General features: G+C 55.0%; 22 protein-coding genes. 6 read left to right on the forward strand and 16 right to left on the reverse strand.

Annotated elements, in window-relative coordinates:
* Positions 1-75 precede the first annotated feature (75 nt).
* A complete protein-coding gene (locus J2I48_RS24465) occupies positions 76-2,280 on the reverse strand; it encodes a S9 family peptidase (RefSeq protein WP_207338149.1) in 2,205 nt (734 codons plus the stop codon).
* 66 nt (positions 2,281-2,346) lie between these two features.
* Between J2I48_RS24465 and J2I48_RS24470 the strand changes: the two genes are divergently transcribed.
* The gene (locus tag J2I48_RS24470; protein ID WP_207338150.1) at positions 2,347-2,952 is read left to right on the forward strand and encodes a Uma2 family endonuclease; all 606 of its coding nucleotides are present in this window, start codon (positions 2,347-2,349) and stop codon (positions 2,950-2,952) included.
* A gap of 32 nt (positions 2,953-2,984) precedes the next feature.
* Here J2I48_RS24470 and J2I48_RS24475 read toward each other — a convergent pair whose 3' ends face one another.
* Positions 2,985-4,115 (reverse strand): type I restriction endonuclease, encoded by a 1,131-nt coding sequence (locus tag J2I48_RS24475; RefSeq protein ID WP_207338151.1) that lies wholly within the window; start codon positions 4,113-4,115, stop codon positions 2,985-2,987.
* Positions 4,116-4,243: 128 nt separating this feature from the next.
* On the opposite strand from J2I48_RS24475, the gene J2I48_RS24480 reads away from it, so the two are divergent.
* Positions 4,244-5,755, forward strand: a complete 1,512-nt coding sequence (locus tag J2I48_RS24480) for an acetyl-CoA carboxylase biotin carboxylase subunit (protein ID WP_207338152.1) — start codon at positions 4,244-4,246, stop codon at positions 5,753-5,755.
* Between the two features lie 35 nt (positions 5,756-5,790).
* Here the strand turns inward: J2I48_RS24480 and J2I48_RS24485 are convergent, their stop codons facing one another.
* The 3 genes from J2I48_RS24485 to J2I48_RS24495 form a co-directional block, all read right to left on the reverse strand.
* Entirely contained in the window at positions 5,791-7,227 is a 1,437-nt protein-coding gene (locus tag J2I48_RS24485; RefSeq protein WP_207338153.1) for an AAA family ATPase, read from the reverse strand.
* 141 nt (positions 7,228-7,368) lie between these two features.
* Positions 7,369-7,659 carry a chaperone modulator CbpM gene (locus tag J2I48_RS24490; protein WP_207338154.1) on the reverse strand — a complete coding sequence of 97 codons (291 nt, stop codon included), beginning with the start codon at positions 7,657-7,659 and terminating at the stop codon, positions 7,369-7,371.
* Between the two features lie 12 nt (positions 7,660-7,671).
* Positions 7,672-8,598 (reverse strand): DnaJ C-terminal domain-containing protein, encoded by a 927-nt coding sequence (locus J2I48_RS24495; RefSeq protein WP_207338155.1) that lies wholly within the window; start codon positions 8,596-8,598, stop codon positions 7,672-7,674.
* A 109-nt stretch (positions 8,599-8,707) separates the two neighbouring features.
* On the opposite strand from J2I48_RS24495, the gene J2I48_RS24500 reads away from it, so the two are divergent.
* Entirely contained in the window at positions 8,708-9,193 is a 486-nt protein-coding gene (locus J2I48_RS24500; RefSeq protein ID WP_207338156.1) for a VOC family protein, read from the forward strand.
* A gap of 129 nt (positions 9,194-9,322) precedes the next feature.
* Here the strand turns inward: J2I48_RS24500 and J2I48_RS24505 are convergent, their stop codons facing one another.
* The 6 genes from J2I48_RS24505 to J2I48_RS24530 form a co-directional block, all read right to left on the reverse strand.
* Positions 9,323-10,348: a phytanoyl-CoA dioxygenase family protein gene (locus tag J2I48_RS24505; protein ID WP_207338157.1), complete on the reverse strand. Its 1,026-nt coding sequence runs from the start codon at positions 10,346-10,348 to the stop codon at positions 9,323-9,325.
* Positions 10,349-10,440: 92 nt separating this feature from the next.
* Positions 10,441-11,319: an SDR family oxidoreductase gene (locus tag J2I48_RS24510; protein ID WP_207338158.1), complete on the reverse strand. Its 879-nt coding sequence runs from the start codon at positions 11,317-11,319 to the stop codon at positions 10,441-10,443.
* A gap of 157 nt (positions 11,320-11,476) precedes the next feature.
* Positions 11,477-12,115: a DsbA family protein gene (locus tag J2I48_RS24515; protein ID WP_207338159.1), complete on the reverse strand. Its 639-nt coding sequence runs from the start codon at positions 12,113-12,115 to the stop codon at positions 11,477-11,479.
* A 52-nt stretch (positions 12,116-12,167) separates the two neighbouring features.
* Entirely contained in the window at positions 12,168-12,575 is a 408-nt protein-coding gene (locus tag J2I48_RS24520) for a hypothetical protein (protein WP_207338160.1), read from the reverse strand.
* Positions 12,576-12,579: 4 nt separating this feature from the next.
* Entirely contained in the window at positions 12,580-12,990 is a 411-nt protein-coding gene (locus J2I48_RS24525; RefSeq protein WP_207338161.1) for a hypothetical protein, read from the reverse strand.
* Positions 12,991-13,274: 284 nt separating this feature from the next.
* The gene (locus J2I48_RS24530) at positions 13,275-14,510 is read right to left on the reverse strand and encodes a spore maturation protein (protein ID WP_207338162.1); all 1,236 of its coding nucleotides are present in this window, start codon (positions 14,508-14,510) and stop codon (positions 13,275-13,277) included.
* Between the two features lie 91 nt (positions 14,511-14,601).
* Here J2I48_RS24530 and J2I48_RS24535 point away from each other — a divergent pair, with 91 nt between their 5' ends.
* Complete coding sequence (locus tag J2I48_RS24535; protein WP_207338163.1) at positions 14,602-15,252, forward strand: M15 family metallopeptidase; 651 nt, start codon at positions 14,602-14,604, stop codon at positions 15,250-15,252.
* Here the strand turns inward: J2I48_RS24535 and J2I48_RS24540 are convergent.
* The 5 genes from J2I48_RS24540 to J2I48_RS24560 form a co-directional block, all read right to left on the reverse strand.
* Entirely contained in the window at positions 15,227-16,537 is a 1,311-nt protein-coding gene (locus J2I48_RS24540; protein WP_207338164.1) for a hypothetical protein, read from the reverse strand. The genes J2I48_RS24535 and J2I48_RS24540 overlap by 26 nt on opposite strands.
* A gap of 9 nt (positions 16,538-16,546) precedes the next feature.
* The gene (locus J2I48_RS24545; RefSeq protein WP_207338165.1) at positions 16,547-17,761 is read right to left on the reverse strand and encodes an acyltransferase family protein; all 1,215 of its coding nucleotides are present in this window, start codon (positions 17,759-17,761) and stop codon (positions 16,547-16,549) included.
* Between the two features lie 249 nt (positions 17,762-18,010).
* On the reverse strand, positions 18,011-19,165 hold the full coding sequence (locus J2I48_RS24550) for a serine hydrolase domain-containing protein (RefSeq protein ID WP_207338166.1): 1,155 nt from the start codon (positions 19,163-19,165) through the stop codon (positions 18,011-18,013).
* 101 nt (positions 19,166-19,266) lie between these two features.
* Positions 19,267-21,396: an outer membrane protein assembly factor BamB family protein gene (locus J2I48_RS24555; protein ID WP_207338167.1), complete on the reverse strand. Its 2,130-nt coding sequence runs from the start codon at positions 21,394-21,396 to the stop codon at positions 19,267-19,269.
* 88 nt (positions 21,397-21,484) lie between these two features.
* A complete protein-coding gene (locus J2I48_RS24560; protein ID WP_207338168.1) occupies positions 21,485-21,889 on the reverse strand; it encodes a hypothetical protein in 405 nt (134 codons plus the stop codon).
* 220 nt (positions 21,890-22,109) lie between these two features.
* On the opposite strand from J2I48_RS24560, the gene J2I48_RS24565 reads away from it, so the two are divergent.
* Positions 22,110-22,511, forward strand: coding sequence for a hypothetical protein (locus tag J2I48_RS24565; RefSeq protein WP_207338169.1), 402 nt, complete (start codon positions 22,110-22,112; stop codon positions 22,509-22,511).
* Positions 22,508-23,278: an SDR family oxidoreductase gene (locus tag J2I48_RS24570; RefSeq protein ID WP_207338170.1), complete on the forward strand. Its 771-nt coding sequence runs from the start codon at positions 22,508-22,510 to the stop codon at positions 23,276-23,278. The genes J2I48_RS24565 and J2I48_RS24570 overlap by 4 nt, the downstream gene beginning before the upstream one ends.
* The last annotated feature ends 181 nt before the right edge of the window (positions 23,279-23,459 follow it).

A 23,459-nucleotide genomic window follows, 5' to 3' on the forward strand; every position in this document is an offset into this window, starting at 1 on the left:
ATGGCTTCGCAAGCAGATTGGCTAAACGCGAAGCCATTGTACATTATTCATTGTGCATTGTACATTCTAAATCCTCTACAAATTTTTCTTCAAATAATCAACATACTGCTGATAGAGAAGCAGATACGTGGTTTGATTGTAGGCTACGCCGTGGGCGCCGGGGGGGTAGATGCGGAGGTCGGCATCTTTGCCGGCATCCTCCAGGGCGTTCATTAGCTGGAAAGTGTTGCGCACGTGTACGTTCTCGTCCATAGTCGAGTGGGCGATGAACATTTTGCCGGCCAGATTTTTGGCGTAGGTAGTCACGGCGCTTTTGGCGTAGGCGGCATCGTTCTCAGGCACTAAACCCATGTAGCGCTCGGTGTAGATGCTGTCGTACAACCGCCAGTCGGTGACGGGTGCGCCCACGAGCGAAACCTTGAACACGCCGGGGTGGGTAAGCATGGTGTAGCTGCTCATGTAGCCGCCGTAGCTGTGCCCACGAATGGCCATCCGCGTGCCATCGACCCAGGCCAGCGAGGCCATGTACCTGGCCGTTTCGGCGAAATCGAGGCTTTCAAACTGCCCCAGCTTCTCGTAAACCTGCTTTTCAAACGTTTGGCCGTAGCCGCCGCTACCCCGGTTGTTTACGCCCACCACCACATAGCCCTGCTGCACCAAATACTGCTGCCAAGGTTGCGTGTGCCACTCGTTATACACCGATTGCGCCCCCGGACCGCCGTAAATGTCCAGCACGACGGGGTATTTATTGGCGATGTTAAAGTCGGCCGGTTTTAGAATCGAAATCTCGACCCGCTGCCCGTCGGAGGTGGTGAACGAACTGAGTTCCTTTGGCGAATAAGTGTTGGCGGCGGTGTATTCACGCACGCGGGCGTTGTCTTCCAGGGTCTTCAACAACTGCCCCGACACCGTCCGTAATTCCACCTGCGTAGGCGTGGTTATGTTGGAATACCGGTCGATGAACGTCTGCCCGTCGGGCGAGAAATTGATGGCGTGCCGACCGGCCGGGGTGGTCAGTCGGCGTTTGTTTTTTCCGTCGGCGTCCACCACATAGAGTTGCCGTTCCAGTGGTGAGGCCTCCGTCGAGGTGAAGTACACCTTCTTTGCTTTGGCGTCGATGTGCTGAATGGTTGAGACTTCAAAATTGCCCCTGGTGACCTGATTGAGCAGTTTTCCAGTGTAATCGTATCGGTACAGGTGCGCCCAGCCGTCGCGGTCCGACACCCAGTAGTACTCGTTGACGCCTTCGGGGAAGTAAAACAGATGGTCCACGCCCGCGAAGAAGTCGAAGATATCGACCCACGTTTTCGACGTCTCGGTCATCACCGATTTGGCCGCGCCGGTGCGGGCGTCGGTCATGTAGAGGGTAAGTTCGTTTTGCTTCCGGTTCAGGTGTACCAGGGCCAGTTTGCCTTCCTGCGCGGTCCAGTAAATGCGGGGAATGTAGCCGCCTATGCCTTCCACCTGCATAAAGTTGGTTTTGCCGTTAGCTACCTCGATGGCCCCAATCCGCACGCCGGGGTTGCGGTCGCCCACGCGGGGGTAGGGGAGCGAGTCATACGTTTCGCGGAAGCCCTTGTAGTTGGTGAGGCGGTAAATCGGCACGGCCCGCTCGTCGGTTTGCCAGAAGGCAATAAACTTGCTATCTGGCGACCACACCCAGGCTTGCGCCAGGCCAAACTCTTCTTCATACGCCCACCCAAACCGACCGTTGTAAAAAGCGGCTCTGGCATCGGAAGTTAACTGTTTTTCGCCCCCCGACCCGGCCACGTCGAAGACGAACAGGTTGCCGCCGCGTTCATAGCCTACCTGCTTACCATCGGGCGAGAGTTCGGCGGTTTGGGCATCTTTGGCAATGAGCTTCAACTGCTTGTCGGCCACCGAATACAGGTAATAATCGGCCACGCCCGACCGGCGGTACACGGGCCGGAAGTTAGTTTTGAAAACCAGGTTCTTCGCATCTTTCGACCACTGAAACGACTCATAATCAAAGGCTTTGGTGGTACCGGGGAAAGTCAGGCCCGCACCGTCGAAGGCCACGGTTTCCTGCTGCGTGGTGGGCGTTACGGTCTTGATAACGCCTCCTTTGTCGAGGTACGAAAAGCGTTTACCACCGTCGATCCAGTTGACCGAGCGCGGCCCTGCCGAACCAGCGAGTTGCCCGCCCGACCGCAGGGCTTGGCCCAGATCGGCGTAGCGTGGTTTGGTGGCGGGCGTTTGCGCTACCGCCGAAGTAGCAAGGGCGAAATAGAGCCAGAGAATGGGTTTGTTGACGTTCATGGGCTAAAAATAACGAGGTAAAAACTTACATTTGCTTACAGGCCAATTCCGTTTCACGGTATCGTTATGACGCTCAGCATTGCCAACATCCCGGAAGAACAGCGCACAACCGTTGAGTTTGCGAACTATCAGATGGACGACAGGGCGTTCTACGACTTTTGCCGCCAGAATGAGCACCTGAAGTTTGAACGAAATGCCGACGGAACCATCGTAGCTATGCCCAATACCGGGGGAAAAACAGGAAATCGCAATACTAAAATTACGTCCCGCCTCGACATATGGTCGGAAACTTACGGCGGGTTGGTTTTTGACTCATCGACGGCGTTCAAACTACCCACCGGCGCTACCCGTTCGCCCGATGCCGCCTGGATCAGCGATGCGCGCTGGAGTCAGCTCACCCCCGATGAACAGGATCGTTTTCCGCCCATTGCCCCCGATTTTGTGGTGGAGCTAATGAGCAACACCGATTCCCTGACCGACGCCAAAGCCAAAATGGCCGAGTACATCAACGCAGGTGTTCGGCTGGGTTGGCTGATTGACATGAAACGGCAGGAAGTAATGATTTATCAGGCCGACGGTAGCATTCAAACCCACACGCAGTTCAGCCAACCGTTATCAGGCGGAGACGCACTACCGGGTTTTCTTTTTGATTTACGGTTGCTGCTTCGGTGAAAATGGCTTGAAAATATTCCTTTATAATTCAGTTATATATCGTGGTTCGTCTTAATTGATACAGCATTTACTGGGTATCCCATTTTGCTTAGGATTTGCCCAATAAACTGTTTGATTGATGCCGCACTATAATGCGTTTCGAAGTATAAATTCGTGTTAGTGATATGACCGGGCTTACGTAGCAAAGTACTATTGGTAGTGAAATACGGTCTCTTTTTGCCCACTAATGTAGTTAGCTTATTTAATTCTTCTTGAGTGTGATTTTGAGCTAATATGTTAACGAATAATTTAAGCAAATTTACCCAATTAGTTGCCTCGTATGTGTTATTAATAAACGACAATGATATTGGTTTATATAACGAGGTGTCTAACTTAGAATCACTCGATTTTTGACTACCATTCGTTTGTCCTTCAGAAATTTCCGTTTTCTGTGACTTTTGTATGCTTGCTTTGTTAAGTAACGGCAGCGAAGTTTCTCCGGATACTTCTTTCAGAAACTGAATAACGGCCTTGTTATCAGGCTTGTATCCACATATCTTTTCAACGCTCTCCGCAATCACTTCGCTTAAGAAATCATCCTCTTCAGATAGAAGCTTACGCCACGCCTTCGGAAACGTATCTTTGATAATTTTGCCTTTTTGCCTGCTGTTATAAATGTTTTCTGCATTGGTAATCGCCTGACCACTGACTACGTCCTGTTTAGATATAAAAGCAAAAAACTTATCTGTAATATCTGATGGTGACTGACTTAACAGGTCAACTGTATAAAAACGGCGTTGTTCCCAAGTCCCCTCCTGTAATGGCAAATAGAACCACCATATTATACCGTTCGTCAAAATCGCTAGCTTTACGCCATGATCGAAAGCATACCTAAGCAACTGTCCTTGATGTTTATCTAAGTCTTCTCCTACCTTTTTTACTTCAACAAATACCTTATTGTATCCGTTTATACGAAGGGCGTAATCAACACGACCACTTTGAACGTTATACTCAGGAAATACTTCTTGTACGTCAAAAGGATTCCATCCCAACTGCTGTAGCATCGGTAGAATCAAACCTTGTTTCGTGGCTTCTTCACTTTGCTTACCAAGATTTCCCTCTTGTTTCTTATTTTGAATAAAACTATGTAGACTGCTTTGCATAGGATATTCTAAAATTTTCATGTTGACCGACAAATATAAATGAAACTATATCCTTTAAAACATCTTCAAGAGCATTCAAAGGCATAACTTAGTCCTGCATCAGCAAGATACCACACATTAATGCCACGTTCTGCTAATAAACGCCCTTCATGAAGATCAACAAACTGCTTGTGGCCAACCGGGGCGAAATTGCCCTGCGTGTGATGCGTACCGCCCGTGAGATGGGTATTAAAACGGTCGCTATTTTTTCCGAAGCCGACCGCAATGCCCTGCACGTGCGCTATGCCGACGAGGCGGTTTGCGTGGGTCCGGCCCCCTCGTCGGAGTCGTATCTGCGGGGTGACGTCATCATCGACGTGTGCCAGAAGCTGGGCGTCGATGCGATCCATCCGGGCTACGGGTTTTTGTCGGAAAACGCCAATTTCGCCAGGCAGGTACGCGAGGCGGGGCTGATCTTCATCGGTCCCTCGCCAGAGAGCATCGAGGTGATGGGCAGCAAGTTAGCCGCCAAAGCCGCCGTAGCCGACTACGATATTCCGATGGTGCCCGGCACACCCAGCGCCATCGACGGGTCCGCCTCAGGAAGGGCCGAGGCTAAAGTGATTTCGGCCAAAATCGGCTATCCGATCCTGATTAAGGCCTCGGCGGGCGGCGGCGGTAAAGGGATGCGCGTAGTAGAGCAAGAAGCCGATTTCGATGAGCAAATGGACCGCGCCGTGAGTGAGGCGATCTCGTCGTTTAGCGATGGGTCGGTGTTCATTGAAAAATACGTCACCTCGCCCCGGCACGTGGAAATTCAGGTGCTGGGCGATCAGCACGGCAACATCATTCACCTCTTCGAGCGGGAATGTTCGGTGCAGCGGCGGCACCAGAAAGTGGTGGAAGAAGCGCCGTCGGCCATTCTCACGCCGGAGATTCGGGAAGCGATGGGGCAGGCGGCGGTAGGTGTGGCGCGGGCCTGCAACTACTACGGCGCAGGCACAGTAGAGTTCATTGTCGATGCAAATCTGAACTTCTATTTCCTCGAAATGAACACCCGCTTGCAGGTGGAACACCCGGTAACCGAGTTGATTACGGGCGTGGACCTGGTCGAGCAGATGATCTACATTGCCGAAGGTAAAGCCTTGACCATCAGGCAGGAAGACTTGCAGATAAAGGGTCATGCCGTAGAAATCCGCGTGTATGCCGAAGACCCCGCCAACAATTTCCTGCCCGACGTGGGTACGCTGGAAACATACGTGCGTCCACAAGGCAACGGCGTACGAGTAGATGACGGCTTCGAGCAGGGCATGGCCATCCCGATCTATTACGACCCCATGATTGCCAAGCTCATCACCTACGGCGACGACCGGGCGGCGGCCATTCAGAAGATGATCCGGGCCATCGACGAGTACCAGATTTCGGGTGTGCAGACCACGCTTGGTTTCTGCCGATTCGTGATGAACCACCACGCCTTCCGCTCCGGCCAATTCGACACCGGTTTTGTAAGTCAATACTTCACGCCGGAGGTATTAGCTACCCAATCCAACGCCGAAGAGAATGAACTAGCCGCCGTTTTCGCAGCGTATCTGCTTAATAATCAGGCGGCGAAGCCAAGCCAAACCCAGGCAGTCGGCCCCGCCCGCTCCAAGAGCCAATGGCGCACCAAGCGGCTAGGATAAATTCATGCCAAAAAAACGCCTTTCGGCTATCGACATCACTTCACTGCAAACAACGCATCCATCGTTAACTGACTCTGAATGAGCGATGTGGCGTAGGGGTTGGGTTTCACGCCGAAGGTGGTGATGAGGGTTAAAAAGATGGTTTTGCGGGTATGTGTCTGCTGCTGAAACACCCTGCGTTTGCGTTCCAGGGTTTCGGCGTAAGCCTTGGTAATGACAAACTCATTCGTCGAAAACTTTAGCTCGCAGAGGTTGATAACGTGATCCTGCCGGTCGATGAGGAGATCGATTTGAACGCCGGTTTCACCCGCATTTTTTGGGGTGTAGCGCCAGGCCGAATGCTCAGTGTAGACGTTTGCAATACCCAGCGCCTGTTTAAGCTGTGGCATATGTTTCTGGCCAATCTGCTCAAACGCCAGCCCCGCCCAACTTGTCCATGACTGACCCATCGATTTGCTAAGCCACGTACCCGGCCCGTTGGCCCGGCTGTTGTCAATAAACTTTAGGTAAAAGAGGGAATATTCGTCGGTCAGCTTGTAGATGGCGTCTTTGCTGGTCTTGCCGAAGGGCAGATAGTGGGCGATAAACCCAGATTCGAACAACTCAGACAGCAGTTGGGTCACGGTGCCCCCCGACTGAAACGATCCACTGGCTATCAACTCATTACGGGTTAATCCCTGCGGTTTGTTGGCCAGCAGTTTGATTAGCGCCACGTGCCGGTCGGCCCGGTTGAACAGGGCGGCATACAGGTTTTTAAATTCGTCCTGCAACAGGCCATCTTTCGTAAAGCACAGTCGGTCAATGGTTTGTGTGGCGCTTTCGCCGGGGCGCACTTCTTTCAGGTAATGCGGGATGCCGCCCATGACCATATACAGTTGCAGCAGTTGGTAACGGTCCAGTAACACGCGCTGGCTTTTCAAGAAAGATTCTGTTTCAGCCAGAGTGAAAGGCAGCAGACGTATACGCCGGGTGATGCGGTTGTGCAACCCACCTTTGTTGTTGACCACATGCTGAATCATCCACGAGGCCGCCGACCCACAAATGACCACGATCAGGTTTGTTTGTCTGGATGCCCAACTGTTCCAAAACAGGTCAAATGCCCCCAAAAAGCCCGATTTAGGCGTGTCTAGCCACGGTAGTTCGTCTAAGAACAGCACCTGCTTTTCTTTTTTTGGATTGGCTTCGAGGTATTGAATCAGCAATTGAAACGCGGCTGTCCAGCTAGGTGGCCGGGGTAGAATGATGCCTTCGGCGAAAGATCTTGACAACCAAAAGGCGAAGTTATCGAGCTGCTGCGTCAGCGGAGCATCCTGAAGGCCGCTTAACTCGAAGACGAGTTGGTTGGCAAAAAATGACCGGATCAGGTAGGTTTTACCCACCCGCCGCCGCCCATATAAAGCCAGGAGTTCGGCATTGGGCGAAGCCAGCAGTTCCCGTAACTGTGCTCTTTCTATGTCACGTCCGATAAGCATAAACGTAGTTTTGGCCAACTATACATTTTATAACTGGCCAAAACTAGTGTTTTTATACCGGTTTTGGCCAGTTATAAAATGTATAACCAGCCAAAAATGCAATGAATACGTTAAATCAATCGCTATCCTAAAAGACCCCTCTTATTCGTAAAAACGGAGGCGGGTTTGGAGGTGGGTGAGCTGGCTTTGGAGGGATTCGATCTGGTCTAATAAGTTGGCCACTACGTCGAGGTCGTCGGGGGCGATGGCCAGGTCCTGATGCAGGCGCACGAAACGTTCGAGGCGGGTAAGCTGATCGGGCTGGAGGTAGGGCACCTGCTCGATCAGGATGAAATCAATCAGGCCGTGGCGTTCCAGAGCGTCGACAAACGTGACGTCGATGCGGTGATACACGCAGAAATCGCGGACCAGGATGGGCGAGTTGGTTAACATACGAATGAGCAATTAGGCCGAAGCGAGTTGTCGGAAGAGGTCTTTTTGGGCGTCGGTGAGGTTGGTGGGTAGCTTCACCTGCCATTGCACGTAGAGGTCGCCGAACTGACCATCCTTCCGGTAAAGGGGAAATCCTTTGCCCTTCAGCCGTACCGACGTGCCGGGCTGCGTTTCGGGTTTCACCGGCACTTTCACCGCTCCTGACAGCGTCTCGATCACCTTCTCGCCACCCAGCACCGCCGTATAGAGGTCAATTTCTTCGGTCACGTACAGATCATTGCCTTTTCGTTTGTAGCGCGGGTCGGGGTCGATAAGAAAGGTGATGTACAAATCGCCGTTGGGGCCACCATTTTGGCCCGGCCCGGACGCGGGACCGCCGCCATAGCCCGCGAGCTTGATTTTCTGGCCGTCTTCTACCCCCGCCTGTACCGTGATGCCGATGGTTTTGCCGTTGACGTTCAGCGACTGTTTGTGCGTGGCATAGGCCTCCCGAAGCCCCAGATGCAGTTCGGCCTGGTAATCGCTGCCCCGAAAAGCCGCCTGCCGACCACCACCCGCCCGGCTCCCCTGCCCGAACATGGAGGCGAAAAAATCGGAGAAATTGCTGCCGTCAAAGTCATCAGAGAAGTCGAAGTTACTCCCGTCGAAACTGCTGCTCCCACCCTGCTGGGCGTACGATTGCCGTTGCTGGCGTTGGGCCTCGAATTGATCGGCATGTTGCCAGTCTTTGCCATACTGATCGTACTTTTTGCGCTTGTCGGGATCGCTCAGAACTTCGTTGGCTTCGTTGAGCTGCTGGAATTTTTTGCTGGCTTCGGCATCATTCGGGTTCAGGTCAGGATGCAGCTTCCGGGCCAATTTCCGGTACGCCTTCTTAATGTCGTCGTCGGAAGCCGTTTTCGATACGCCGAGAATGTTGTAGTAATCGATGAAGTCCATGTCTTTGAAGCGAAGGGCAGAGAGCCAAGAGCGATGTTTGCTCTGCCCTCTACGCTCTCTGCCTTTCGCTCTAAAACGAAAATCGCCCGGCTAAGGTTACAGCCCTACTATGGAACCATACACCATTCCGGCCCAAACGCGCATTGGGCATGTACACCTGAAAGTGGCCAACCTGAAGCGGGCAATGGCCTTCTACTGCGATTTGCTGGGCTTTGAACTAGTTACCATGTACGGCGATCAGGCGGCGTTTGTGTCGGCGGGGGGCTACCATCATCACATTGGTTTAAACACCTGGTACAGCAAAGGCGCACCCCCAGCCCCGACGCGGGCGGCGGGTTTGTTTCACACTGCCATTGTCTACCCCACCCGCCGCGATTTGGCCGTAGCCCTGCAACGGTTGCTGGATGCCGACTACCCCATCACGGGGGCCTCAGACCACGGCGTGTCGGAGGCAATTTACCTGAACGACCCCGACCAGAACGGCGTCGAACTCTACTGGGACCGCCCCCGCGAGCAATGGCCTCGCCTGCACGACGGTAGCATCGAGATGTACACGCGGCAGTTGGATTTGGAGGGACTTTTGAGGGAAAAGTAATGATTTACGATGTACGATTTACGAATTACGATTTTTGCTGACGCATGGGTTTGCCGTAGAGCAAAGGAGTGCCGCCCCGGCGGACCGGTCAGCAAAAATCGTAATTCGTAAATCGTACATCGTAAATCATTACAACGCTTCCCCTGCCTTAAAAATGTCTTCTTCCTCCAGCAGCAGGGGGTTTTTGAAGACGTCGGCGTTGTTCATGGTTACGCGCATGGGTTCTTCGGTAGACCGGTAGCGGTGGTGGCGGTAAGCCTTTTCCGATGAGTAATGGCATACGAATGACTTGCGGGTCTGTTCGGGGTTGCCAATGGGTTCGCCGCCGTGAGCGAGGGCCGCGTGCCAGATCAGCAGGTCGCCTTTTTTGATGAGCAGCGTCTTGCGCTCCAAACCCAGTTGCTGACATACCCGGTCGAGGTAATTGGCAAAGTCGTCGGGGTTGTGCGTCGACTCACCGTTGAAGAAGATGCCGTTGCCAAAATCGAACTTCTGCACCTTGTGCGACCCCGGGTAGTACGACAGCGCGCCTGAATCGGGCATGACGTCTTCCATGGCAATCCAGGCAGCGGCGAGGTGGCTCGGAATTTCGGATACGACGTAGGCGAAATCCTGGTGAGTGGGCTGCTGACTGCCGTACTTGAACAGCAGGCTCTGCATAGCCACCACGCGGTCGTTGAAAACGGCCTCCAGGAAAGTGACGATGTTTTTGTGCAACATGATTTTCTTGCCCACCACCGAGGCGTTATGAAAATCCATGTACTTGATATATGGTCCGTCGAGCACTTTCTGCGGCACGTCTTTCACGGCCATAACCGGCGTCTTTTTGTACTCCGGCAGGTCAATGCGCACCTGAAGGTTGTAGTCTTCGTGGTGGTCGATCACCGTTTCCACTTCGCCCCAGAGCATGTCGATCCAGTCGGTCGGGATGGCTTTTTCGAGGATGACATAACCGTTTTTTTGCCAAAACTCAAGCTTTTCGGCCAGGTCATAGGGCAGGTTCTTAGCCGCCTCGAACTGCTGGCTGAACGCCTGTACGTTGGCATTGGGCTTGTCGATCCAGGGAAGAGTCTGGGTGTCGAATTCGGTAACGGGTTTTGGTTTAGGTTGCAGGGCCTGTTTTACGGTGCCTTTCAACCGGTCAATGATGCTCATGTCTATCAGAAGTTATTGTGTAGCAGGCTGCCCTGCGATGGTATCGTTACGCAAAAGTAGCCAATAGCCGCGACCCTCCGCAGCCCGCAGGCTCATTCGCGTTCCTCTTTAGCACTTGCGAAGGCTTCAATCGTCATTGTCGGTTTACCCAGGTCGGCCCAGGTGCGGGCGGCTTCGAAGCGTTCGGGGTAGCGGTTCAGGGCCTCGCCGATATGGTAGCCGTAGTCGGCCTGCTGCGAAAAGTGCCTTCCCAGGGCCAGAAAAGCCATTGGCATGGTTATAACCCGCCGTTTGGGGCCGGGCAAGCTGGTCACTAGCCGCCGCGCCGCCGACAACTGATCGACGGCTTCGGGACCCTGAATGACGTATTCCTGGGCTTCGCCGGGCTGGGCAATGTGCAGCGCCCGCGCTACCTGCCGCCCGTAGTCGTGCGCCGCCACAAACCACGGCCGCTCTGCCGATTGCCCCAACACCAACACCAGCGGCCCCATCGCCTGCGTGCCCAGCATGGTTTCCATAAAATTCGACGGATAAAAAATGCTGTAGTCCAGCCCCGACGTTTTAATTAGCTTCACAGCTTCGTGCTTGAGGCGAAATACCCACCAGTCGAAGCCGTTCATGCCCTGATAGCGCATCACGATAGACGCCAGGTAAGCCACCCGCGTGACACCAGCCATTTTTGCTGCCGCCAGCAGGTGCCGCAGGCCGTCGGTTTCGGTGTGGAAATCGCCTGGTTTTTCGGTCTGTTTGACGGACAAACTCAGGTACACCACCGCACAACCTGCCAGGGCGTTCGGCAATGATTCGGGCTTCTGTAGATCGCCAAAGGCCACGTCGGCATTCGGGAAAAGGCGTTTTGCGGCTACTACGTCGCGGGCAATGATTCGCACGGCAAATCCTGCACGGATTAACGCTTCCGCGACGGGTTTGCCAATAAGGCCGGTGGCACCGATGAAGGCTAGGGGAGTCATAGGTGAGGGGTGGGATTTGCTTTCGCGTATGGCCCCCCGCCCTAAAGGGTGCCCGCTGGCGCAAATATATTGCTTACGCGAAGCTGTTATTGCGCCAGCGGGCGCCCTTTAGAGCGGGGGGCCATACGCGAAAGCAAATCCCACCCCTCACTTATGACTAAATCACCCCCGTAGCCCGGCTGATATTAGCCACCAGGTCGTCGTAGGGGAGGTAGCCGCGGGCCACCAAAAACAGTTCATCGCCTTTTTCGACAATGACCGAAGGGAAACCGTTGATGCCCATTTTGGCTACCAGAGCAAACTCCTGTTTGGTTTGGTCAATGATGGCCGCGTCGTTGAGGTGGGCTATAAACTCGTCGGGGTCAACGTCGTAGGCTTCCACCAGTGGGCCGTAGTTGGCGTCTACGTTGAGGTCGATGCCGTCGCGGTAGAGGGCGTTTTGCAGCGTTCCGGCAAACTCAACGTCGCGGCTTGTTTGCAGCACCCGAAACAAGGTCATGGCCTGACCGGGCTTGTTCGAATCGGAAAGGTAGGTGCCGGGGTCGAGGATATTTTCGACGTAGGCCTGCCCGAACTGCACACCCGTGGCCTCTTCCACAATCAGCAGCGCCGACCGGATGTACCCCATCGACTCGGAGATGGGCTGGCTGCGGGGGCCGGTCATCATGCCGCCGCTCATCACGTCGAAGGTGAATTGGTGGTTGTAGGTATCGTGCAACCGGCGGATGACGGGGCTAAAGCCGTAGCACCAGCCGCAGAGGGCATCGTAAACGTAGATTATGCGGGGTTGAGCCATTAGGAGAGCATGCGTTTACACCCTAACTCCCCAGCCCGCCCGCCGGTTCTGGTTAGGGCGCAGCGACGTAGGTTTGACGGCCCCGATTTTCTGCGTCCAACACCAGATGATTAGGCGTTATGAAGATGATTTCCCAATCGGTATATTCTGGGGGTCTACAGCGAATATTGGCACATTCGGGCTTTTCTGTCTGTAATTGTACGGGCAATGATTTTGGTGCTATATCCTTAAAGATCAATTTGTTATCCTTACTTTGAAAGAAACGAGGTGATGAACAACAGCCATCTGCGGTACTGTCCTTGCCGTATAGCACAATGCCTTCGCGCAGAAAGGTGATGTATGCATCGGTGTTCACCGCCTTCCAGCGCTTGTATAAAGTAGTAGGGGCGGGTTCATCAGTTTTACCACAGCCAATAAGACAGCTGAGGACGATGAAAAGAAAAAAGTAGCTGGTTTTCATAGCGTTATGGAGCCGCAATGTAGGTTTGATCTGTTCCGTTGCCTCTATTCAACACAAGCCGATCAGTAGTTAACGAGATAATTTGCCAATCGGGAATTGTGCTGGGTTTGTAACAACTCACATTGGCACAAGCCACGGGTTTTAGGTTGCTGGGTAATGGCTTTGACGAAGCGCCCTCGAATACCAACCTATTACCAGCGACACGAAAAAAGCGCTCGTACAGGCAACAGAAATCATCTGTGCCATCGGCACCATACAAGACGATACCTTCTCGCTGGAATGTGATGTACGCATCGGCTTTTGCGTCTTTCCAGCGTTTGTATAACCCATCGGGGGCGGGTGCGACGGTGTCTGCCTTCCGGCAACCCACGAGGCAGCCAAAGGTAAAGAGGAGAAAGAAATATCCGTTTTTCATGCCACCATGACCCGGAAATAGGGGTTGGGGTTGGAAGAGAGTTTGTGGTTGGTAGTTGGTGGTTTTGCTGACGCGGGAGTAGCTGGCGCGTGGCCCCTCGACTGCGCTCGGGGTGACAACAAACTTGAATCAACTTAGGAGCTTGAATCAATTTCCCTGTCACCCCGAGCGCAGTCGAGGGGCCGCGCGTCAGCAAAACCACCAACCACCAACCACCAACCACCAACCACCAACCACCAACCACCAACCACCAACCACCAACCACTAACCACCCCCTCCCACTATTAATGAAAAAACAAATACCCCAGCGCGATGCCGGCCAGTACGCCGATGAGGTCGGCGATGAGGCCCGCTACGATGGCGTAGCGGGTTTTTTTGATGCCCACCGAGCCGAAATAAAGGGCCACGATGTAGAACGTGGTTTCGGCGGCACCCTGGAAAATGCAGCTCAGGCGACCCACAAACGAGTCGGGGCCGAACTGCTTCATGGCGTCGATCATGAGGGCGCGGGAAGCGCTACCGCTGAGGGGGCGCATGAGGGCTACGGGCAGGGCGTCGGTAAAGTCGGTGTTGACGCCCGTGAGGCCAATGACGTATTTCATGCCATCGACGACGTAGGTCATGGCCCCCGAATTGCGGAACGCGCCGATGGCCACCAGCATACCCACCAGGTACGGAATGATGCGCACCGAGGTCTCAAACCCGGCTTTGGCTCCTTCAATAAACGTACCAAACACGTCGATTTTTTGACGAATAGCGCCGATCAGAAACGTGACGACGATGCTCATCAATAGCACGTTACCAATTATTTTCGATACTACTTCAAGCTTTTCCTTGGGCAGCCCAGCCAGCGCCCACAAGGCTAGTCCCAGCACCGCACTCACGCCCACAATGCCGCCCAACACGGTGGTATTGAACAGGTTGAGCCGCTGCTTGATACCCACAATCAGGATACTGGCCACGGTGGCTACGTAGGTGCCAATGAGGCAGGGAATGAAAATATCCGACGGGTCGGCGGCACCCAAAATGGCCCGCTGCGCCATAATGCCGAGGGGAACGATGGTCAGGCCCGACGTGTGGAGCACCAGAAACATGATCTGGGCATTGGAGGCCGTTTCTTTGTCGGGGTTCAACTCCTGAAGACTCTGCATGGCCTTCAGCCCGAAAGGCGTGGCGGCGTTGTCGAGGCCAAGCATGTTGGCCGAGAAGTTCATAATCATCTGCCCGTTGGCGGGGTGATCTTTGGGTACTTCGGGGAAAAGCTTATTGAAAAACGGCCCGATCACCCGCGCAATGGCGTTGATGGCCCCAATCTTTTCGGCAATGTTGAGCAGGCCCAGAAAGAACGTCATCACCCCCGCCAGCGGCAGAGCAATGTCCATCACCGCCGATTTGCTGGAGTCGAACAGGCCTTCGACCAGCAGCTTGAAGATTTCGGTGTCGCCCAAAAAGATGAGCTTGGCCAGGGCCACTAGAAACGCAATGACGAAAAAACCTACCCAGATATAGTTGAGGGCCATGTTTTAAAGAGTGAAAGAGATAATGTGTGAAAGAGCGAAAGCCCTTGCTGTAAGTTTACGACACTGAACGCCTTCACGCAATTTATCTTCTATGACACGACTTGCCTTACTATCTTTCACTCTTTCGCTCTCTTACTCTTTCGCTCTTTCACAACTCGTTGACGTACAGAAAATTGACGCGTCTATTCTGGTGGAACTGAAGTATTCGACGACCGATAATTTTGTAAAGCAGGACGTGTATGGCGATCTGACAAAGGCGTACCTGCAACCCATGGCGGCCCGGAAACTGGCCGAGGCCAGCCGGTGGTTGCAGGCTCGAAAGCCCAACCTGCGGCTGCTGGTATACGACGCCGCCCGGCCCAGATCGGCGCAGGTGAAACTGTGGAATGCTCTGCCTCAATACACTGAACGTCAGCGTCGTACCTACGTGGCAGACCCCCGCGAAGGGTCTATCCACAGCTACGGTTGCGCCGTAGACCTCACCCTCGCCACAGCGGCTGGCAAGGCCCTCGACATGGGTACGCCCTACGATTTTTTCGGCCCCAAAGCCTACCCAAAAATGGAAACCCAGCTACTGAAAACGGGGCAGCTGACGGCGGCGCAGGTAGCCAACCGGCAACTACTGCGACAGGCTATGCAGGCGGGCGGGTTCATGCCCATCGCCTATGAATGGTGGCACTTCAACGCCCTCTCACGACGGGAAGCCAAGTGGCGATTTAAGGTAGTGGAGACATTGGAGTAGTTGCCACTGGCCCCTGCCGGACCTGCTTCATAGCGCGGTAGGCGATCCAGATAAAACCGGCCACTATGGCCCATTCAAGGGCATACTCGGCGAGGTAGGCGGGGTTTTTGAACGCCCTGAGGCTGTTGTAATAAGGCTGATGCATCCGCCACCAGATAGAGGGGTGGTTAGCTGCCAGGATGTTGAACACCAGCAACAGACCCAGCTGCGTACGGTTGCGGAAGTCGGTGAGGCAAAACAGGAGGGGCAGCATGAAGGCATAGGCGTAGACGCTGATGGCGCTCTGCTGCAGCACCGTCATGGCCGCAAAAATAGCCGTGTAGACCGCAGGCAGGTAGCCCATGAGCTTGTCGCGCTGCCGTACCCAGGCCGTCACCAACCCAATAACCGCTACCAGCAGGGCCAGCGTGGGCCATTTGCCTGCCTTGCCGTTTACGCCGAGGTATTCGTAGAAAAACGGGTTCAGCAACGACCGCCAGTTGGGGGCTTTCAGGTAGTCGCCTTCGTGTAGGGGCTGGTCGAGGAAGCGGGTGCCGGTAACGAGGTAGAGCCAGATAACCACCGGGATGCCAATAAGCGCCGCCCCGGCCACAAACGAGACTTTTCGGCGGGTGAGAAAGAAAATCGGAATCAGGAGCAGTACAAAAATGGCCTTGGTCAGCAGCAAGCCTGCGCCCATCAGCAGCCCCCCCACAAACGCGTTTTGGGTGCGTTGCCAAAGCCAGTAAGCCCCGATGACCGCCCCCCAGAGCAGCACATCCTCCTGCCCGCTGAAGATGGCAAAGACAAACGGCACCGGCAGCATGTAGTAGATCAGGCACCGAAACCAGCGTTCGCCCCGCGACAGATCGGCCCCGAAAAACCGTTGCGTGAGCCAGACGCAGCCCATTTCAAACCCCAGCAATGACAGCACAATGGTGCGGCTGTTATTGTAGATAGACACGGGCAGAGCCAGCATGTAGCCATAGAACGGGCTGTAGGGATTCAAGGCCCGCAAATAGGGTACCTCCAGCCGCATGGCCGACTTGATGATCTTGTAGAAATACTGCACGTCAGACTGTGGCTCGAAGCCCAGCACGAAGTAAGTAAGCAGAAATGGAGCCAGCCGTAGCAGTACGAAAAAGACGCCGTTCCAGGGCAGTCTCGCGCTGTCCAGATACCGTTCTACCTGCTTTTGCCGACTCAGCAGCAGCAGAATACCAACCGTCAGCACCAGAGATGAAACGGCTTTAACCAGAATAATAAGCATGTAGTGAATGCGGGCGGTGGTATAGCCCGGCGGCAAAGGTACAGATTACGACAGCGCCGATGCCTTGTCGGTCGGTTGGTCGGTGGGGCGACGGCTGGAGGCTACCACGGCAAATCGGTCTTTAAAGCGCAGGAACGGCTTTTCAAAATAGGTGTACGACAGCCAGGCAATGAGCGTGGTAGCCCCGAAACTAAGCACATAAAGCAGCCCCACAAAAGCCGGGTTAGCCACGCCGCCGGTTTGGGGCGCTAACGGCCAGAGACTAATCAGCAGGTTCATGACCAGGGCAATAGCCAGCGGGTGGTACATGTAGAGGCCGTACGAAATGTCGCCCATGAACCGGGTAACGGGGTTGTCGAGCTTCACCAGAGAGTCGGGATTGCCGGCCAGGTTGAGGAGCATGAAGCAGAAAAAGCAGGCGTAAAATTCGTAGTTGATGCCCGTGGGCCGGAAGCTGACCGCAATGCACAGCAGCAGCACGGCATAGACGCTCCACTGCACCGGGCGACGGTAAAGCAGGGGTACGATGGCGTTTTTCGAGAACAGCAGATACGCCCCCAGCCCGCCAATGGCCATGCATCCAATGCGAAACTGCGCCAGGAAAAAGGCGATGAACGAGAAAAACGGGCTTACCTGACTGCGGTCCAGATACACTGGTCGGGCAATGAAGCGCTCGTAGATGAACCAGCTGGCCAGCACGGCAATGATACTCAACGCAATGGTTAACAGGCGCTTTGGGTTGCGGTTCATCACCAGCCAGGGCCACATGAGGTAAAACTGTTCTTCTACGCCAATAGACCAAGTGTGCGACACCAGGGGCACGTTATCATACAGGGCCAGGGCCACGTTGGGCAGCACGAGACCATAGAATAGCAGCTTCCCGCCGAAATTGTCGTAGACATTGCCGAGTTCGGGGGGCGTGTGGAGGAAGGGCAGGTGCGGTAGCAACAGCAGGCCCGACCCCACCACCAAAAAATACAGCGGCCAGATGCGCAGGATACGCCGGACGTAGAATTTGCGGATAGCGATCTGGCCGGTCTTCTGTTTTTCGGCCAGTAGGAGGTACGTGATGAGGAACCCGCTGAGCACAAAAAACAGCGACACCCCCAGCCGCCCCAACTGGTAGGCAAAGGGTCGCGCCCAGAGGTCGTCGCGGTGGAAGAGGTAGATGGATTTGAACTCTTCGATATGGTGAACGATCACCGCCGACGCCGCAATGAACCGCACTCCGTTAAATCCTTTAAAGTAAATAGCAGCCATGGAGGAAGGGGAGGTGGGGGCAGGTTTAATGTCTAAGGTCTAAAGTCTAAAGTTGCTTCGCGCAGTGGCGTATTGCTGACGCCTGGCCCTTCGACAAGCTCAGGGTGACAACCACCTTGAAGCATCTCAAGAACCTGATATAGTGCCCTGTCACCCTGAGCGGAGTCGAAGGGCTATGCGACAGCCCACTACAGCGCGAAGCAACTTTAGACTTTAAACCTTAGACCTTGAACTAGATTTCCCCCAAAATTACTTCAGCAGGGCTAGCCCGGCGTCGATGAAGGCGAAGTTTTCGGGTTGATAATGATGCACCGGTTTCACCACCGTTGAATTACCCAGCCGGACAATGACGGCGTTCTTTTCGGGGATGATGTAGACGTACTGCCCAAACAAGCCGTTCATCTGCGGGACCTTCATGCCGTTGGGGTGGTTCACGATCCAGTACTGAAAGCCGTAGTAGTCAACGGGTTTGCCGCCGTCGGTAGGGTCGTGGAGGTAGCTGGCGGGGGTGATGGCCTGGTTGATATAGGCTTCTGATACCAGCCGTTGGCCGTTCCAGACACCCTTGTTGAGTACCAGTTGCCCAAACCGGCCATAATCGCGGGCGATGGCGTTGAAGCAGCAAAACGCCTTTTCGTGCTTACTCGCTCCATCCAATAGCCACAGCGCGTCCTGCTCGAAGTGCATAGGCCTGGCAAACCGTTCCGACACCAGTTCGGAGATGCTCTTGCCGAAGACCTTTTCTACCACCAGCCCCAGCACCTGCGTGTCGCCGGAACGGTACTCCCAGTTTTTGCCAGGGGCTTCTTTCACGGTCAGTTGATCCACCATATAGGCCTCGTCGTCACCGTAATAGCCCGCCGCGTTGAGGCTGAAATACCCTTTGTCCGACTCTTTCCAGCTCAGGCCGCTGCTCATGGTCAGCAGGTCGCGCAGACGCACTTTTTTGAGGTCGCCTTCTTTGAAATGATCCAGGAAATCGGCCACGGGCTGCTCCACGCTTTTGATCTTGCCCTCGTCGATGGCGGCCCCGACCAACAGCGAAATAATGCTTTTTGCCGCTGAAAAAGAGCCGCTTAGCGAATCTTTGCCGTGGTTCCAGTACCGTTCGTAACGCAGCTTGCCGTCCTGAAACACCAGAAACGCAATGGTCTTTTGCTTCTCGATACTGTCGAGCAAGGCCTTGGGCAGTTCCTGCTTGTTATAGCTCGAATCGAGCGGCCAGGGTTGGGGGGCATTGCCGTTTTCCACCACCCGCGTGGGGTGCGTACGGAAGTCATAAATCGTGTGCGGCCCCCAGCTCACAAAATTCCGCAAGTGCGAAAACCGGTTGGTATAGGTGGCGGCATAGCCTGTGAGGGCTAATACGGCAATGATTAAGAGGGTGTTACGGAGGAGTTTCATTATGAAGTCGATAGTCGTCAGTCAATAGTCGATAACGCAAAAGCAGCTTACGCACGAGCTATGCTTATGCAAAACTACTCATGCGCCAGCGACTATCGACTTCACAATGAAAATGCTACAAACTGATTGCCCTTTTTCGTGCCCAGCTTGCCACCACCGCAGGCGATGACTACATATTGCTTGCCGCCTGCTTCGTAGACACTCGGCGTGGCGTGGCCAGCGGCGGGGAGCGTAGTTTGCCAGAGCAGCTTGCCCGTTCTGGTGTCGAACACGCGGAACTGCTCGTCTTTGGTAGCAGCAATGAAGAGCAGACCTGATGCCGTAACGACGGGGCCGCCGTAGTTTTCGGTGCCAGTGGGCGTACCGCCGTTTTTGTCCGAAATGGCCTTCACGTCGCCCAGGGGCACTTGCCAGCGGTGTTGGCCGGTGTTGAGGTCAATGGCCGTGAGCGTTCCCCAGGGTGGTGCAATGGCGGGGAGGCCCTTGCTGTCGACAAAGCGATTGTAGCCCGACACCTTGTAGGGCTGGTACGGCTGGCGGGTGGCGGCTTTGGTGGGGGTGGCGCTTACTTCCCGTTTTTCGTCGCCGAAGAGGAAACTTAGCAAGGCCTGTTTGTCGTCGGCAGCAAGCTGGGTGAAGCCCGGCATCATGCCCTTGCCTCCGCTCACAATCTGCGATACGTAGGCCCGGTCGCGGCGTTGACCAATGTCGACCAATGAGGGGTAGCCGCTTTTGGGGTTGCCTTTGCGTTCGGGTCCGTGGCAGGTCTGGCAGTTGGTGCTGTAGACCCGTTCGCCGGGACTGAGGTGGGCCAGGACATCCTGTTTGGGTGTCTCTTTCAACTGAAAAATCCAGGCCATCTCGTTGGCATTTACGTACAATATGCCGTCGGGGTCGGCGGCGGAGCCACCCCACTCGGCCCCGCCGTCGCAGCCGGGGAAGAGCAATGTACCGGTGGTCTGGTTAATGGGCGCAAATGGCCGCTTATCAATCCGGTTGAAAATGGTTTTAAGTGAATCCAGATCCATCGAATTGGCATTCAAGTCGTTAATAGTCAGTGATTGCCGCGCAAAGGGGGCGGGTAGCGTGGGTACGGGCTGCGTAGGCCAGGCCTGTTCGCCGGGCATGGCCGAAGCGGGCACGGGCGTTTCGCGGATGGGAAAAATGGGCTTGCCGGTGCGACGGTCAAACACATAGACGTAGCCCGATTTAGTGGTCTGCGCCACCACGTCGACGGGCTTGCCGTTGCGCTGAATGGTGAGCAGGGTAGGGGGGGCGGGCAGGTCACGGTCCCAGATGTCGTGGTGGATGAACTGAAAGTGCCAGACCCGCTTGCCCGTGGCGGCGTCGAGCGCCAGCAGGCAGTTGGCGTAGAGGTTGGACCCCTTACGGTTGGCCCCGTAGAAATCGTACGTAGCCGAGCCGGTGGGCACAAACAACAGGCCCGTTTTGGGGTCTACAGCCATGCCCGCCCAGCAGTTGGCCCCGCCAATGTCGGGGTTTTTGTAGGCGTCTTTGGGCCAGGTGTCGTAGCCCGCCTCGCCGGGGTTTGGTATGGTGCGAAACGTCCAGACCAGCTTGCCCGTCTGCACATCAAACGCCCGCACGTGCCCCGGTGCTGCACCCGACTCTTCGGCCACCCGTACGGGCATGATAATCAGATTTTTATAGATCGTGCCGGGCGTGTTGGAGATAATAAATTTGTCGCGGTTGGCCTCACCCAGACCTGTGTGCAGGTCTATGCGGCCATTGTCGCCGAAGGTTGGAATAACCTTGCCCGTTTTGGCATCGAGACCGTAAAGGAAGCCGCCAATGGTGTAGAGAATACGCTGGTCGGTACCGGCGTCGTTTTGCCAGTAGGCCACGCCCCGGCTGGTGCTGTGCCAGGCTCGTAAGGGGTCGCCGAAGGTCCAAAGTTCTTTACCCGTGGCGGCATCTAGCGCGAAGGCCTGTACCGTGGCCGTGACCCCATAGAGCACGCCGTCGACGATGAGGGGATTGCACTGCATCTGCCCGGCGTCGGGAGCGGCGTAAGACCAGGCCACTTTCAGGTCGGTCACGTTCTGGGGCGTAATCTGCGTCAGCGGCGAGTAGTGCGCCCGGTCGGGGCCACCCAGGTAACTAGCCCAGTTGGCGCTGGCAGGGGCTTTTTTCCGGCCCGGCGGGGTGGGCAGAAACGTAAAAGCCAGGGCTGCAAAAAGGGCAATGGCGGTAACGAGTCGGGTGATCATAGCGCGTGGGGTTTGTTTCGGTAAAACACCATCACGCGAAGTTAATACCCGTTTAAGGCTGGTTCAGAACGGGGGTGTGAGCAGGATTTTATCTGGCGAAGGTTAGCTTTTTGCCACCGCCGTTCTGCACGTCCACTTTGGTGTCCGTTTTGGTTATGATCCGCCAGTCTTCGTTCAGGTCGCCCAAGTCTTCTTCAGGCAGTACATTAGCTATTTTGATCACGATGGTGGTGGTCCAATAGCTGGAGCCGGTGCTCCAGGTGCCTTTTTTAATTAGCGTGGCCCCCTGTTTCACTTGCAACTCGCCGCTGTCCATAAAATCGAACGTATACGTACTATAGCGGGCGGTGCGGTCGCGGCCGTTGTTGTCTATCAGCGAGGTAATCTTCCAGCTACCCGGCACCTTTGGATCAGGGTCGGCTGGTGGTACGTTGTTTTTGGTGCAGCCCAGCCCTACAATGGCCAGCAAGCAGAGTAACAGGATCGTTTTCATGGGAATTAGTTTTTGAGAGAAGTGAGAGAAAGGCATTGAACCATTACGCCTGCTAAACGAAGGCATGATATGTTTAGTCGGAACGGTTTAGGCAACGCACAGTCATTGGTCATTGGCTGACCGGTCCACCGATGCGGCGAGTGTACCAATGACCAATGACTATACGTAAAACTGAGGTCGCGGGTTGCTTTTATGGGCCATTGCGTGAAGCTTTGCAGCAATGAAAAATCCCTTCTTCTACGTGCTCTTGTTTGTGCTGGTTGTCCTCGACGGCTGGCTCATGTCACACCCCAACCTGATTGGTCGGGCGGGCGTTTTTTTCTACGAGTACAACTACCTCAAAACCTTCCCCCGTGCGCTTGGTACCGTGGCGGCGGTGGTGGGGCTGGCCGTCGTGCTGGCCTGGGCGGGTAGCCGGGCGGGTCGCACGGTGGGCACCTTACTGTTGACCATACTGCTGCTACTGGCTGGTTACTGGCTCGTAAGCAGTGTGTTACAGTTTAATTCGGGTATCTACAAGCTCACCGGCGCGGGTTTCCGGGCGGGGGCTATTCTACTGCCGGGCCTGGCCACGCTGGTGTTTGGTAAAGGTTTGTTCGAGGCATTCAACCAACGCAAATGACAACGACTCTTTTCACCCTTCAGGGGCAGCGCGCTCTTGTTACCGGTGCTACCAGGGGCATCGGCGAAGCCATCACGAAACAGTTTCTGCAACTAGGTGCGGCTGTTTTTCTGGTGGCGCGGGATAACGACCTTCTGCAACAGCAACTGACTGACTACCGGCAGCAGGGCCACGTGGTTGAAGGACTATCTATTGACCTTAGTCAGCCACAGGCGGCCCACACCCTGACCAATACCGTGCGCGAGGTCTGGGGAAGCGTTACGATTTTGGTCAACAACGTAGGCTCAAACATTCGCAAGCCCACCACCGACTACGCTCCCACCGATTATGATTACGTACTCAATACCAACCTGCGGTCGGCTTATGAACTAACGCAGGCGGTTTATCCCATGCTGAAGGCCACGGGTCAAAGCAGTATCGTGTTCGTATCATCGGTGTCGGGGCTGACGCATACCAGCAGCGGGTCGTTGTATGGCATGACTAAGGCGGCGCTAAATCAGCTCACGCGCAACCTTGCCGTAGAGTGGGCTACAGACGGAATCCGGGTCAACGCCGTAGCGCCTTGGTACATCCGTACGCCGCTGGCCGCGCCCGTGCTCGACAACCCCGCCAAGCTAGCTGGCATTGTGGGCCGCACGCCCATGGGCCGCGTGGGTGAGCCAGAAGAGGTGGCCTCGGCGGTGGCGTTTCTAAGCATGCCCGCCGCCAGCTACATCACCGGGCAGGTGTTATCTATTGATGGCGGCATGATGGCCTGGGGGTACTAAGTAACCAGCAACTTGCCCAGGCATTGACTAGCTGCTAGGTCAGTCAACTACTCAAAAACCTTGTTTATACCCGGTAAATGTTGCGTACCAGTTACGTGCTTGATCAGCAGACTAAGCATGGCGCATGCTCTAAGTAACCGTATAGACATACCCGTTAGTATAGCCTGGAACGAGGGGCCGG

It is taken from the genome of Fibrella aquatilis, from assembly GCF_017353255.1.
In the GTDB taxonomy this organism is placed as follows: Bacteria; Bacteroidota; Bacteroidia; order Cytophagales; family Spirosomataceae; genus Fibrella; species Fibrella aquatilis.